Annotated in this window: 10 protein-coding genes; 5 read left to right on the top strand and 5 right to left on the bottom strand. The window is 42.2% G+C overall.

Translation table 11 applies throughout. The features are described 5' to 3' along the window. Positions 1 to 6 precede the first annotated feature (6 nt). From APHWEB_RS00440 to carA, 4 genes are all read right to left on the bottom strand, one after another. Positions 7 to 642 (bottom strand): DUF2460 domain-containing protein, encoded by a 636-nt coding sequence (locus APHWEB_RS00440; protein WP_226988832.1) that lies wholly within the window; start codon positions 640 to 642, stop codon positions 7 to 9. A gap of 1013 nt (positions 643 to 1655) precedes the next feature. After that, positions 1656 to 2096 (bottom strand): dUTP diphosphatase, encoded by a 441-nt coding sequence (dut, locus tag APHWEB_RS00435; RefSeq protein WP_011450508.1) that lies wholly within the window; start codon positions 2094 to 2096, stop codon positions 1656 to 1658. Positions 2097 to 2615: 519 nt separating this feature from the next. After that, on the bottom strand, positions 2616 to 3590 hold the full coding sequence (ispH, locus tag APHWEB_RS00430; protein ID WP_011450509.1) for a 4-hydroxy-3-methylbut-2-enyl diphosphate reductase: 975 nt from the start codon (positions 3588 to 3590) through the stop codon (positions 2616 to 2618). A gap of 567 nt (positions 3591 to 4157) precedes the next feature. Continuing rightward, positions 4158 to 5255 carry a glutamine-hydrolyzing carbamoyl-phosphate synthase small subunit gene (gene carA, locus APHWEB_RS00420; protein WP_011450510.1) on the bottom strand — a complete coding sequence of 366 codons (1098 nt, stop codon included), beginning with the start codon at positions 5253 to 5255 and terminating at the stop codon, positions 4158 to 4160. Between the two features lie 661 nt (positions 5256 to 5916). On the opposite strand from carA, the gene APHWEB_RS00415 reads away from it, so the two are divergent. The 3 genes from APHWEB_RS00415 (at position 5917) to APHWEB_RS00405 (ending at position 9402) form a co-directional block, all read left to right on the top strand. Beyond that, a complete protein-coding gene (locus tag APHWEB_RS00415) occupies positions 5917 to 7350 on the top strand; it encodes an HGE-14 family type IV secretion system effector (RefSeq protein ID WP_045890440.1) in 1434 nt (477 codons plus the stop codon). A 526-nt stretch (positions 7351 to 7876) separates the two neighbouring features. Next, positions 7877 to 8125 carry an HGE-14 family type IV secretion system effector gene (locus APHWEB_RS00410; protein WP_133121361.1) on the top strand — a complete coding sequence of 83 codons (249 nt, stop codon included), beginning with the start codon at positions 7877 to 7879 and terminating at the stop codon, positions 8123 to 8125. Between the two features lie 32 nt (positions 8126 to 8157). Further along, on the top strand, positions 8158 to 9402 hold the full coding sequence (locus APHWEB_RS00405) for an HGE-14 family type IV secretion system effector (protein ID WP_020849261.1): 1245 nt from the start codon (positions 8158 to 8160) through the stop codon (positions 9400 to 9402). Between the two features lie 645 nt (positions 9403 to 10047). On the opposite strand, the gene APHWEB_RS00400 is transcribed toward APHWEB_RS00405, so the two are convergent. Beyond that, positions 10048 to 10314: a hypothetical protein gene (locus APHWEB_RS00400; protein WP_230468229.1), complete on the bottom strand. Its 267-nt coding sequence runs from the start codon at positions 10312 to 10314 to the stop codon at positions 10048 to 10050. Between the two features lie 616 nt (positions 10315 to 10930). Between APHWEB_RS00400 and APHWEB_RS00395 the strand changes: the two genes are divergently transcribed. Continuing rightward, complete coding sequence (locus APHWEB_RS00395; protein WP_020849262.1) at positions 10931 to 12433, top strand: HGE-14 family type IV secretion system effector; 1503 nt, start codon at positions 10931 to 10933, stop codon at positions 12431 to 12433. Positions 12434 to 12607: 174 nt separating this feature from the next. Next, the gene (locus tag APHWEB_RS00390; RefSeq protein ID WP_020849263.1) at positions 12608 to 14062 is read left to right on the top strand and encodes an HGE-14 family type IV secretion system effector; all 1455 of its coding nucleotides are present in this window, start codon (positions 12608 to 12610) and stop codon (positions 14060 to 14062) included. Positions 14063 to 14163: the final 101 nt, after the last annotated feature.

The raw sequence follows: 14163 nt of genomic DNA, 5'->3' as shown, positions 1-14163 counted from the left end.
AAGTAGTTAAGAGTCTTTGACTTCTGCCACGGGAATGTTTTGGCAGCCATAGTTTCCGCATCCGTCTAAGGAACATGCAAGGAAGTCGGTGTCGAATCTTGCAAGTATGTCAAACTCAAAACTCGCATATACTTTTACTCCAAGCTTTGGTGCTTCCAGAAAGCTTATCTGCCCTGTGTTGTAATCTATAGTATAGTGAGTATTTTCCAGCTGTGGTGCCTCTTCTATCCAGATATTTACTGTGCCCTCTACGGGTTTTCTAATAAGGCGTGTATAGGAGTATGAGCCAGCAGAGTATTTCTTTATCACTTGGAAGAACAGTGATGTTCCATCTCCGCTACCTACGTGTTGCATAGATGCTTTATAGTCGCTCCAGTCTTTAAATCTGAATGAAAAAGCCTTACCCCTGTGCGCATAAAAAAAATCCATTAACACTTCGTATTGCGAGTACGATTTGACTCCGTATATTACGTTGTATCTACAACGTGGGTAAGACCAATTAATCTTGCGTTGTTCTCCACCGTTAGCTAATGGTGTGACGTTTGTAGAAAATGTAGGCCCTCCTATAGAGCCATATGAGATCTCATCAGGAAACCTTGCGTTTTTATCTAGCATTTGGCATACCATAAATATGGACGACATTTTAGTGTTCTTCATTCTGTGACGTAATCACTTTATTTTTGTCACTCTAATATCAAGACGTAACTTTCCACATAGTGTTACTTTTAGGTTGTATAGTTGTTGGTAGAAGATTCTTTGAGGCATCTGCAATTAATATGCTGCGCCTGCGAGATTTTACTGGTTCCTCGTAAATAGAAATCCTGAGTCAAGGAACTAAATATCACCCTAAGACAAGATGTAAGAAGATATATGAGTGACTGTTGAGTTTACGACAATAGCTCGCCGTTCTTTCCTTCTAAGATAATCCCCGTGGTAGCGGTAAAGCATTAGAAAGATAGTATTGCTTCTTTTGTGAGTTACACGCTCCTGAGCTGTGTCATGGACCAAAGAAAGTACACGACTACTTTGTAAATTATTGCTGAAATTAAGCTGGACGACATCAAGCTCTATACCAGAAGATTCCAAATATATCTCTATAGTTGCAGGTATAATAGACAAACTTACACAGAATATCTTACCTTATTGTGTGGGATTGCTCTAGATGTCAAGTAATAAAGCTTCAAGGTGGGAAAGAGTAAGGCTTCTCGCCTTGAAAACAAACAGCAGCAAAGTCCTACCACGACAAATAACTTCTATTATGCTTGGAACTGTATACAAATCTCAGAAAAAGCCACGAAAAGTATTAGATCTCTATATATTGTTGCTCCTTTTTCTCATGAAACACTGAGAGTTAGCTCTTTATTGTTCACCTAAGCATGCCGAAGGCAAGATGGTAGGGAGTACGATATGGTAGCAGTGTATCGATCACTAACGATATTGTACGCAATAACGGAATTTACAACTATTAAATAAGGGTATATGGAAAGTTCTACGACAAGAGATGGAGTACCCTTTCCGCCCGACTTCTTGATTAGCTTTTATAGGATAAAAAACAGCTCAAGGCGTTTTTTCCTTGCAAATGTTCACAACACCACCACCAAACACACGTCCCTAATAGACAGCGCTTCACGGAAAAACAACCTGTTTTCGGAAGATTAGACTCCAGTAGAGCCAAAGCCCCCTGCGCCACGCTGAGTTTCAGTAATATTGGAAGATTCTTCCCAAGAAATACGCATAACAGGCGCTATGACGAGCTGGGCAATCCTGTCACCATGCTTGACAACGTAATCGCTAGCACCAAAATTCGCTAGGATTACGGCAATCTCACCGCGGTAATCTGCATCAATAGTGCCAGGAGAATTTAAAACTACAACACCAGCTTTTACAGCCAAACCAGACCGCGATCGAACTTGTGCTTCATAGCCATCAGGAAGCTCAATAGCCACACCTGTGCGAATAAGACACCGCTCACCAGAACGTATAACCACCTCTTCACTAAGTGCAGCATATAAATCCAGCCCCGCACTTTGCGGAGTTGCGTAAGAGGGCAAGGGTAACCCTTCTCCTCCCTTCATTCGTATAATTCCTACCTTCATATAAGCCAGCAACAGCCACGAGTGCCGCATGATAACGTTCTTTCTCTAGAGAATCAAGTCATATTCAAAGCAACGAAAAGTTGGTGTATTTTTGCTGGGAGAACACTGAGTAAAAAATGCACCGTTATGTTCAATATTCACCTATATAGGCTGAGATAAAACGTATCCACCTAAGCAACCATTTACGTTTCGGATACACTTCCCCGGGGTGCAGCCAAGTACCTAAACCCGTTTACCATGGCTATACTTCTATATCGTCTTCTGTAGATAGTGACGCAATTTTATAGGTGAGCTCAACGCCAACAGCCTAATTTCTCTATTTATATACCAAAGCGCTAGTATGATTGCGACTTCTTGGATAACCACACTTTCACTTGTGGTTATCTTGATGCATTACCTCACCATGGCTTCTAAACAACCACGTACAAAAGCTTTCACTCTCTTCAGCGCCCGTGCCCGTAATGTGTGTTACAATGACGTGAACTGCCTACTAATAAGAAAATATCACTATTACAGCATTTAAGCGTCACTGGAGAAGCTGTGAGAGCTTTCATTCAAATTAGGTAGTTTGAAGACAATGTTCTCCCGTACCCCATCCATGGTCGACACCTTTATGTTCATTTTAGAGGAAAAATATTTTAAAAGCTCTTCAACCAGAATGGCCGGAGCAGACGCCCCTGCTGTGACACCTATTTTCTTAGTATCTGCAAACCAACTCAGGTCTACATCTTCGTAGGATCCTATAAGAAAAGAACGAGGATTGCGGACTTTTGCAAGATCCAGCAGTCTGTTGGTGTTAGAGCTGTTCTTACCACCCATGATTAGCATTACATCAACCATAGAGGCAAGCTCTTTTACAGCAGTTTGCCTATTTTGAGTTGCGTAACATATGTCTTTTAAGTCAGGTCCTACAATATCTGGAAATCTAGTCTTCAGCGCTTCAACTATCACCCTGGTATCATCAACACTTAAGGTTGTTTGAGTTACATATGCAAGTTTCGTCTCGGCATCAACCGGTAGGTTATACACATCATCAACATTCTGTACTAACAGGACTTCACTCTGTATTTGCCCCATGCTACCTTCAACTTCTCTGTGTCCTTTATGCCCTATTAGGATAATTTTGTACCCGTTCTTATTGTATCTATGAATCTCAAGATGCACCTTAGTAACGAGTGGGCAGGTGGCATCAATTACCACAAGGCCTCGTTCCTGAGCTGCGGCACGAACTTGCTTTGCAACACCATGAGCACTGAACACAAGAACAGCTCCAGTAGGAACTTCATCAAGTGAGGCTACGAACTTAACGTTTCTTTTTCTAAAACTTTCCACCACATAGGCGTTGTGGACAATCTCATGCAGAACGTAAACTTCTTTACTAGCAATATACTGGTCAACAACCATATCAAGAATAGCTACCGCTCTCTCCACACCGGCACAAAAGCCTCGCGGTTGCGCTAAAATCACCTCAACGTCATTGCAGTTACTATGCATAAAACCCCCACAGATACTGAAAGCAGTGCTTTGCAGTTACAGAAACCAACCACTTATAGAGTTACTACTAAACTAAATTTCGCAAGTTTGTATACACCTGATACATGGGTGCATTATACAGCACGATACCATTTCGCGCAATTTATGATAATCCCAGGATCATTAGCGTTTATGTGGTGTGCTGAAATACAATGTAAGGTTTTTTGCGCACATTATAAGCTGATGAGTCTGAGGTGATACACGGCAATTTTGTAATGTGGAGTAGTTATATGGGTTTGTGTATAGCCTTAGTGAGAAAGCACACGAATGGGTACTATGAACAACTGATATCAGTCAAATAATAAAGGAACAATAGCCTGTGGTGGATTCAGGAGTCCCAGCTTTAACTGGACGCAACTTGTTACAATTCACAAATGTAAACGTAGCAAGCAAAATAACCATAAACGCATTCCCATTACAGCTATATAAACAGGCACACATGCTTTGATGTGATCAAAATCAGCAGACTTTCTAAGTCACTAGAAACCCATAGAGTCAAGCACAGCGAAGCACTAGGCTCTAAAGCAGTTATGCGTGTGCAGATGTGATCAAATCGGCAAACTTTCTGAAAATATAGTGCGAATCGTTAGGTCCTGGGCAACCCTCTGGATGATATTGCACCGAAAGCACAGGACGATTGGTCATCTTGATTCCCTCTACGGTGCCATCAAAAAGTGATATGTGTGTGACCTCTATGTTATCGGGCAAAGTACTGGCGTCAACGGTATACCCATGGTTTTGGCTAGTGACTTCTACAGACTTAGTTTCCAGGCTATATACTGGATGGTTGCTTCCCCTATGACCATGGTGCATCTTAATAGTTTTGGCTCCAAGAGCCTTTGCTATAAGTTGATGTCCCAAACATATGCCCAAAACAGGGATTCCAGAATCTATAAGCACGCGTAATTGGTCCATAACGGGGTCACTTATATCTGCGGGATCTCCAGGGCCATTTGATATTACTATGCCTCTGGGTTTTAGTGACAAGGCTCTGGCTGCAAAGTCATTCTGCGCGGCTACCACATGAACAGCGCACCCTATTCTAGTCAAGGCGCTAAATATTCCATGTTTTGCACCAAAATCAATGACGCAAACACTGTGCCCATCAACATGATGGCTATGATCCATAAGGTGAGGGAGCTCAGTTGCCAGCGACTTTTTATGCGTACGTGCCACATTTTGTAATTCCTGTATGTGCACCGCACCTATATCGTCGAAGTGATGTATGACTCCACCTAGTGTACCATTCTCGCGCAAGTGTATGGCTAACGCCCTGGTGTCTACACCAGATATCCCGGTGAAATTATTTTGCTCTATCCAAGAGTTAAGATCTATATGTGAAGATACATGCGACGCACCGGATATCTCCCTAACTACTATGCCCTTAGCCAAGACCTGCTCACACTCAAAATCCTTGCTATTTATCCCGACATTCCCTATGTGAGGAAACGTGAACGTGACGATCTGACCGGCAAAGGAAGGATCAGTAATAGTATACTGATATCCTGTGACTCCGGTAGTGAAGCACACCTCTCCAACGCAGTCAGTCCTCTTACCGAGTGATCTTCCGAAAAAATACCGCCCATCAGACAGTACAATAACCGCATTATGAAATTCGCTGGTCATACTTGCATGAAAGTCAAACTCCGGTATTGTACCAAAGCTCTTAAGAAACTGATAGAGATTTGTGTAAAAACTTTCATAATAATATGTGAGGAGAAACAGATATTAGGCTATAGATGCGAAATTCCACAACAACATACACCAGGTTGTTGTGGGAACTTACACTCATAGGGGTTTTTTAAGTATTAGTTATTGCATAGTGTCTTGAGGGGTCACAGTTCATTGAATTTGATATGCGCGCTGGTGCAGTATGTATGGGAGATAGAAGGTGATTTAGTTCACTTGTTGTAATCTGAGTGCTATTTGTGAGCATGCTTTACTATATAACTATGTTTGTGCTTTCATGATTTTGACATGCACTCCTTATGGTTATGGAGCTGTGCTGCAGTTTTAAACAATTAAGGGCTTACAAAATAAAAGCTAAAGTTTATCGAAATGCCGTGGGTTCTTACGAGCCAGACGTTTACACAAGTAGTTGTTTTTTTGAGGTAATCACTCCTTAAAACGTTGATTCTGTGTGCATGCAGTTGTTTGTGTATTAGGAACAAATCCTGCGGGCCACATAGTAATACGCACCATTCTTTATTAAAAAATCAATCATTGAGTTGCACAGTGCTGCTATGATACAATGCCGCGGTGTGATACTTTTCAGGGGATTAATGGGATGCATACGCCGCATATATTCACCAGTAAGGGCGATTCTGGCTATTGCTACAGTGGCACAGCTTCGACTGCGTACAGGGATGCCCTATGTGCTGAATTAAAAGCCGGATCCATTTCACGTGACGATTTTTTGGGTAATCTGCAGGAATGTTTAGGGGGACTACGCGAGATATTTGACCGTGTCTCTCAGGTAGATTCTGATGTTACTGATCTTGTTGCTAGGACAGCGTACATTGAATCGCTTGTAGAGATTGTGAGGATCGAAAGCAGTGTGCTAGAAGAAGATCTAGTAGGGAAATTGCGTAACATAGTCCAGCATCTTTATGATACACTGCACGTCTGTGCTGCGGTAACTTGCAACAAGGATAAGCTTAGAAACCCTGAATTTGTTGAGCGTGAAACGCACCTACAAATGGCGCAAGCGTGTGGCATAGTAGTCAATTCTATTGCTATGTTAAACTGCTGTGCTCAGGTTGCCGATTCTCAGGCTACTGCTGTGGATACAGGGTGTGATACAGCAGTTATTCCAGCTATTAACGCGTCTTTAAGCACACATCTTCATGCAAAATGTGCAGCTATGCTTGGATGCTTAAAATCTGAGACGCGTGCTGTAAGGCGAGAACATAGAAAGGCAATTTTGCGTGCAGTGCGACACTATGCAGAAATTGCTCGGAAAGTTGTTGAGTTATTTGATCCGGACATGGTGAGTTGTTTCCCTCACCGCACTGAGAATTGCTTGAACATGATTCTTGATGCTGTTAAATCTGATGCTACTGAATGTGAAGCGATGCTCCGTAGAGATGCAAAGTCATTAATGCGCCTCTCATTAGCGACAGAAGCGCGTATAGCGCTTTGTCGTAATCTTGATCAGTACGTTCGTAAATCAGAAGCGGAGAGTACTGCTCAACCTTGTGCCACTGTATGCATAAATGCTTTGATGAAGACAGTTGGTTGTTTATTACGGGTATATAGAGAATATGCCGCTTCAGGAGAAGGAGAGCATTCCTATGCCTGTAGTATTGGTAGGTGTATTCGAGTCCTACGTGATAACGTTTACCCGAGAGTGTCTTCCCATGAATGTGGCGAGGCAATAGGGGCTCATGTGGCGCATAAGGTATACTTACGCCTATGTGAAGTCTCTAATGAGCTTGAAAACATTATGCCGGAGCTATTGGTAAATCCTCGGATATCGAGTGAATGGTACAGAATGGCGTTGTGTAGCCTTGCAGAAATGTCAAGTGCTTGGAAATCAGCTACCGAGGCGTATTTCCATGTTCCTGAACAGCCAGAGCCTTTGCCTAGTGAACCTTCAACATCAGCACAGGCATTGCTATGTGCTAGTCCTGAACTCGATGATGCACAAGTTCTTGCTTATAGACCGCGAACTCCTAGTTGGGATATCGAGCCACCTGTTAAACGAGCGCGAAGCGCATAGTCTTTCGCCAATATCTAGGTATTTAGCGTTCTATATGCAGATATGGCGCTGAAGACATTGGGTTAGTCATGTCTTGTAATTTGTAGCAGTGGAATGTCTTATGCAAAGAGGGTTACTGCCGGGATATTCCGTTGCATGAAGCACGCAAGAAAGCGGTAATACAAATCTGCATATCGATTTCAGATTATAGAGAAGGGATGCCCCATTGGTTGTGTAGTTAGGTTTTATTACGGTTTATTGAAATCTAGCATAACGTAAGCTATTTCTCTTGTAGAAGGCATTTCTGACACATGTGACCAATATAAAACAGCAATGCTTCGGTAGGTATTTGCAAGGAAATACTATATGGTTGCTGCCAATTTAGGTTTGTAATATAGGCATGCCGCTATTATTGGTTGTGTAGTGCATCAAAACAAAACGCCTCATTCTATGGGCATTACTATTTATTAAAAAATCAATAATATTGAGCTGCATCACAGCGGTATGCTACACTTTTAGAGTGTGAAGTTGTTTAGTGGTTAATGAGATGCATACGCCGCGTATATTCACCAGTCCAGCTATGTCTGGATATGCCTACAGTGGTCTCTCTTCTACAGAATACAAAAATTCTTTATGTAGAGCCATAACCTCTGGTTTAATGGCGTATGATGAATTCCTGAAGGTTCTGCGTGAATGCGTGGCAGAGTTGCGCAATACGTTTAGCGAGATACGGGGTGTAGATGCTGTGTTTGCGAAGCATGCTGATAGGGTAGAGCTGCTTGCAAGCTATTTTTAGATGAAGAGGGTACTGCAAGCGCAGACCCTGCAGTGCGAGAGAGGGTATTGCACACCATAATCCATAGTGCATATGATATGCTGCATGACTGTGCCACGGCGCAGTGCAACAAAGAAGTGCCGCGGTTCATGGATCCAGACTTCACGAGGCGTGAAGTACACCTACAAATCGCTAAGGTATGTGCTATCCTGGTGAATGCTATTACCATGGCAAACTGCTATGTCAGAACCATAGCCGAGGCGTCTGACAGTGCAATAGGTGAGGCTGATGAGCATAGTGCGTTTCATGCCAACATGGCTTTAAGTGCATACGTAAATGCAAAATTTTCAGCTTTAAGCAGATGTTTAAATTATTCTCCGGGTCCTGAGGAAACTAAGCGTAGAAAGGCTATTCTACGTGTGGTGAGGCATAACATAGAGCTTTGTAATAAGGTTGCTGAGCTAGTTGATCCGGAGATTCCATATTGTTTCCGTGATCGTACGGTGAGTTGCTTAAACAGTATGCTTGATGCAGTTGGGTCTACCTCGGCTGAATGCGAAGAGATGGTGAGTGATAACGATAGTGCAAAGAACCGCCTAGCTCTCGCTAAAAAAGCGAGAACAGGTTTTTTACACCATTTCAAGACATATAAAAGTTTAGGACTGAGCGTTGCTTTTAAAAGTTTCAGGCATGACAAGTATGTGCAAGCTTTAGTGTATGCAATTGGTAGTTTATTCTCAATGCACAGAGTATATGCTTCCACGGGTAATACAGGGCATGTTGTTGCGAGTAAAATTGAGCATTGTCTTCAAATGTTGCTTACTCTCTATAAATATAAGGTCAGAAGAGCGGGAGCTTCAGAATATACGGCACAAGAATTATATTTGGACATGTGTACTGTCTATGATGAGATTCAGGAATGCGTTACGCGAGGTCTACTATTAAATCCCCAGACAGAAGTTGGGTTCTGTAGTGCTATGTTGGGGTATCTTTCGGCAATGATTGGTATTTGGGAAAAGAAGTACGAGAGATATTTCAATAATATTAGGCAGACTGAGGGTTCGCCTAGTCAACCCTCAACATCTGGACTAGGAAGTGCTGGGGCTGGAATAGGAGGATCACAAGCTTCCTATACGCTACCTCATGATCCAGGGCATATGCCCTCTTCACCTAGTCAACCCTCAACATCAGCAGAGGCCAGTTCTGCACTGCAAGAGGCGCAGGTAGCATCTCATAGATCACAAACTCCTAGTAATGATGACCTTGAGCCATCTAGTAAACGATCACGAAGTGCATAATATTGAAATGTTGGGTGTACAGTGAGTCCGTAGTAATACCTATTGCTGCTAAAATAGCAGGCTATTTTGTATAGAAAGCATAGGCCATTGCATAACACAGCAGTGTTTTTCTTCTATAGCAGTATGGGAAGTGCGATAGGGCAGCTGTGCGTGTCCCAGTAGAGTTAACCCCAGATACGGTTTATGTGGCATTTTCAGGGTTTTCCTGGTTTCTAGTAGTACCGGGCCACTCAGAAAGGTGATCTGCTATTATGAGCGGGAAGGGGTGTAATCTCTCGAAATGCTGTTCTGTATATTACTCAACTCGCACAGGTAAAATATGACAGGTGATACCATGAGATACGCCAATGAATTTTTCCTTTTATATTTGAGTATGTAATCCGGTATAGGCGAGAAAGTACATGGTGTGTCATTTATGAAATCCTTCAAAGGATTTTAGGTCGCTTCTTGCAACTGGGTGTCACTTCAGACAATAAGTTAAAGTGCAGAGCAGCGTGCATAACATCAGCAAGTTATGTCACAGCAGAGACTCTATACCTAAGTGCTAATATTATTGAGTAGCTAAGTGTATAATTTCTTTTTTGTGAAAAGGATACCAAACATCACTCCAAAGATCTTATGTAGAGGTGTAATACGATACAAGCATCACTCATTGAGCAAAACACCAGCGGCAGAGTTTTGCAGACTTGATAAAGCATCATGCTTCATCGCTAGACATCTATCGAATTCAATGCATACGGTAGTAAGTTTTTCGACGGTATTGTAATCACTATCACGCACTATAGTAGCGTCCTTTTTCACTTTTTTGGACGCTTTGCTAAGCAACAGGAGTAGCTTGCCTTCTATATCTTGCAATGCCTTAAATCTCTGAATATCACACACACTCAGAGCCTCAAGTTCTTTTTTTAGCACAAAAACAATTTGTGTTTTTAGCTCTGTTATATATTCGAGAAGCCTCTCTCTCACTTATCAATAACCACGTTGGAAAAGGCCAGCTCTAATCGAGAATTCTTAATATTGTCTTAAGCATGTTTTGTATTCAGTAAGCAAACAAGGTTTATATTCCCCGCACTTCTTTATTAAATCTATCACAGAACTTTTTTATTTTTTCATACGTATATGCATTTGTGTGTAGTAGTTGATATGGTTCTTAGTGAATTGGTCTTGGAGATGCATTCGGTATGGACACTTCATGGTGCATAGATTTAGAACGCGTGTTTTTCCCGCTGTACACCTTCTAAATTGTGTCTGGTATAGGTGGCAAATGTTTTTCAGTCTTTATTTCTCAGGCTAGAGCTGCGTTTAGAAACGCTTTTAAGCGTAATTGAGTTTCACATTATGGTCTCTTTTATGCTTCCGCGTTTCTCAACTATATGGGCCTGCCATTATGACGGGTGATGTTCTGCATCAAAACTAAACACCTCATCCTATGGGTATTACTATTCATTAAAAAAAGTAATAATATTGAGCTGCGTATAGCCAGTGTGTTACACTTTTAGAGTGTGAAGTTGTTCCAGTGGTTAATTAGATGCATACGCCTCGTATATTCACTACTCCAGCTATGTCTGGATATGCCTACAAAGGCATTTCTTCTGCGGAATATAAAGATTCTTTATGTAGAGCCATAACCTCCGGTTTAAAGCCGTATGATGAATGCATGAAGGTTCTACGTGAATTCGCATTGGAGTTACGTAATACGTTTAGCGAGCTCCGGGGTATAGATGCCGTGTTTGCGGCAGCTGATAATATAGACAGTATTGACAGCTGTATAACTGATGCAGAAGGTGCTTCAAGCGCAGAACATAAAGCGGGGGTGTTGTATAGTTTGATCAATCGGTTGTGCGACGCGTTGCAGGACTGCACCACGGCGCAGTGCAACAAAGAAGTGCCGCTGTTCATGGATCAAGACTTTATTAAGCGTAAGGCACACCTACAAATAGCTAAGGCATGTGGCATATTGGTTAATTCTATTGTCGTAGTGAACTGCTTAATTAAAACCATTACCATGCGTTCTGCTAGTGTAATGGGTGGGAGTGATGCGCATAGTGTGTTTCACGCTGGTCTAACTTTAAGTGCATATGTAAATGTACAATTTTCAGCTTTAAGCAGATGTTTAAATTATTCTCCGGGTCCTGAGGAAACTAAGCGTAGAAAGGCTATTCTACGTGTGGTGAGGCATAACATAGAGCTTTGTAATAAGGTTGCTGAGCTAGTTGATCCGGAGATTCCATATTGTTTCCGTGATCGTACGGTGAGTTGCTTAAACAGTATGCTTGATGCAGTTGGGTCTACCTCGGCTGAATGCGAAGAGATGGTGAGTGATAACGATAGTGCAAAGAACCGCCTAGCTCTCGCTAAAAAAGCGAGAACAGGTTTTTTACACCATTTCAAGACATATAAAAGTTTAGGACTGAGCGTTGCTTTTAAAAGTTTCAGGCATGACAAGTATGTGCAAGCTTTAGTGTATGCAATTGGTAGTTTATTCTCAATGCACAGAGTATATGCTTCCACGGGTAATACAGGGCATGTTGTTGCGAGTAAAATTGAGCATTGTCTTCAAATGTTGCTTACTCTCTATAAATATAAGGTCAGAAGAGCGGGAGCTTCAGAATATACGGCACAAGAATTACATTTGGACATGTGTTCTATCCACAGGGATATTGAAAAGCATATTACGCCAGATCTATTACTAAATCCACAGGTAGAAATTAAGTTGCGCGATGCTGCATTGCATAATCTTTCAGTAATGATGAATACTTGGAAGGAAATGAACGCGGGCTATTTCGATGTTCCTGAACAGTCCGAGGGTTCGCCTAGCCAACCTTCAACATCAGGATTGGGAAGTACTGCTGAGGGACTAGGAGATCAGCTAACGTTCTATATACCACCGCAGGATCATTCGTATGCCCAACCTTCAACATCAGCAGAGGCCAGTTCTGAGCTGCAGGAGGCACAGGTATCCTCTCATGGGTCACGCACTCCTAGTGATGATGAACTTGAGCCACCTAGTAAACGATCACGAAGTGCATAATCTTTCGCTGCCACGTGTCCCAGGCACATGGGCGCGCCACTATGACGGGTGCGTTATGCATCAAAACAAATTTTATGGGTATTACTATTTATTAAAAAATCAATAATATTGAGCTGCATAACGCTGGTATGCTACACTTTCTTCGGATCGAGGTGTTGTCTATTGGTTAATGAGATGCATACTCCCAGTATCTTTACTAGTCCCGTTATGTCTGGATATGTCTACAGTGGTATCTCCTCTACGGCGTATAGAGATATTATACGTAATTCCATAATTTCTGGTGCCATGCCGTATGATGAATGTATGAGGGCTGTGGCGGTATATGCATCGGAATTACGCGGGATATTTTACAAGATTAGATGGGTAGATAGTGCGTTTGTGGCGAATGTTAGTAGGATGGAGAGTCTTGTACGCTACATAGATGCAGAGAGTACTTCGAGCGCAGAATCTATAGTGCGAGAGAGGGTGTTGTACGGCATAGTCCATCGTCTGTACGATGCTCTGTATGGCTGTGCTACAGCATCGTGCAACAAAAGAGAGGCCCTCTTCATGGACTCAGACTTTATCAAGCGTAGAGTACATCTACAAATAGCTAATGCATGTAGTATCCTAGTAAATGTTATTTCTATAGTACACTGCTGTGCTAGGACTGCTACTACACCCTCTGTTAGTACGATGGGTGAGAGTGACGCGGATAATGTGTTTAATGCCGTCTTAGCTTTAAGTGCATACGTAAATGTAAAATCGTCAGCTTTAAGCAGATGCTCAAGTTCTTCTTTGTCTTCTGAAGATACAAAGCGCAAAAAGGCGATTTTGTTTATGGTGTGGCATAACATAGAGCTTTGCAATAAGGTTGCTGAGTTAGTTGATAAGGACGTACCGCGTTGTTTCCGTAATCGTACAGGGAGTTGCTTGAACAAGATTCTTAATGCAGTGGAGTCTAGCGCGACTGCATGCGAAGAGATTATACGTAATGACGAGAGGGGACGTCTGCGTTTAGCGATTGCTAAGAGAGCGAGAGCAAGTTTTGTGTACTATTCAAAGACATATATAGGCTTAGCAGTTAGCGTTAGTGATAGACGTCTCAGGAAGGAAGGGTATGCTGCTGCTTTTGTGCAGGCAATTGGTTGTTTATTCTTAATGTACAGAGGATACGCTTCCACGGGTAATACAGATTATACTGTTGCAATCAGCATTGAGAGTTGCCTTCGAATTTTGCTTAATCTACATAACGTACAAAGATCGAGAGCTGCAGAACATAGAGCACGCAAAATATACTCGGAAATATATTCTGTCTATGAGGAGATAGGAGCATGTATTACACCAGATCTACTATTAAATCCACAGCAAGAAATTAAATGGCGCAGTGCAGCATTGCGATATCTTGCAGCAATGATGAATATTTGGCGGGCGCTTAATGGTGGATGCCCCAATGTTGTTGAACGGGCTGAAGGTTCACCTAGTCAACCCTCAACATCAACTCAGACATCAGTCTCAAGATCAGCTTCAACATCAGTAACTACTAGTTCTGAACTCGAGGGGGCACAAGTTACTGCGCATAGATCACGAACTCCTCGTGGGGAAATTGCGGACCTAGTCCACAGGCTTGAAGAGCATAATCTTCAATAACTACATTTGCATGGCACTATTACAGGTGATGGTACGCATCAAAACCAATCCTATAGGTATTACTATTAGTTAAAAACGTAATAATGTTGAGCTGCGTATAG

The sequence above is a fragment of the Anaplasma phagocytophilum str. Webster genome (assembly GCF_000964685.1).
Taxonomy (GTDB): domain Bacteria; phylum Pseudomonadota; class Alphaproteobacteria; order Rickettsiales; family Anaplasmataceae; genus Anaplasma; species Anaplasma phagocytophilum.
This window is presented reverse-complemented; position numbering and strand designations above follow the sequence as displayed.

Excerpts from the sequence above, each read along its gene's own strand:
- dut (WP_011450508.1), bottom strand. The coding sequence starts at position 2,096 with ATGAAGGTAGGAATTATACGAATGAAGGGAGGAGAAGGGTTACCCTTG.
- APHWEB_RS00395 (WP_020849262.1), top strand. The coding sequence starts at position 10,931 with ATGCATACGCCTCGTATATTCACTACTCCAGCTATGTCTGGATATGCC.
- APHWEB_RS00390 (WP_020849263.1), top strand. The coding sequence starts at position 12,608 with ATGCATACTCCCAGTATCTTTACTAGTCCCGTTATGTCTGGATATGTC.
- ispH (WP_011450509.1), bottom strand. The coding sequence starts at position 3,590 with ATGCATAGTAACTGCAATGACGTTGAGGTGATTTTAGCGCAACCGCGA.
- APHWEB_RS00440 (WP_226988832.1), bottom strand. The coding sequence starts at position 642 with ATGTCGTCCATATTTATGGTATGCCAAATGCTAGATAAAAACGCAAGG.
- APHWEB_RS00415 (WP_045890440.1), top strand. The coding sequence starts at position 5,917 with ATGCATACGCCGCATATATTCACCAGTAAGGGCGATTCTGGCTATTGC.
- APHWEB_RS00410 (WP_133121361.1), top strand. The coding sequence starts at position 7,877 with ATGCATACGCCGCGTATATTCACCAGTCCAGCTATGTCTGGATATGCC.
- carA (WP_011450510.1), bottom strand. The coding sequence starts at position 5,255 with ATGACCAGCGAATTTCATAATGCGGTTATTGTACTGTCTGATGGGCGG.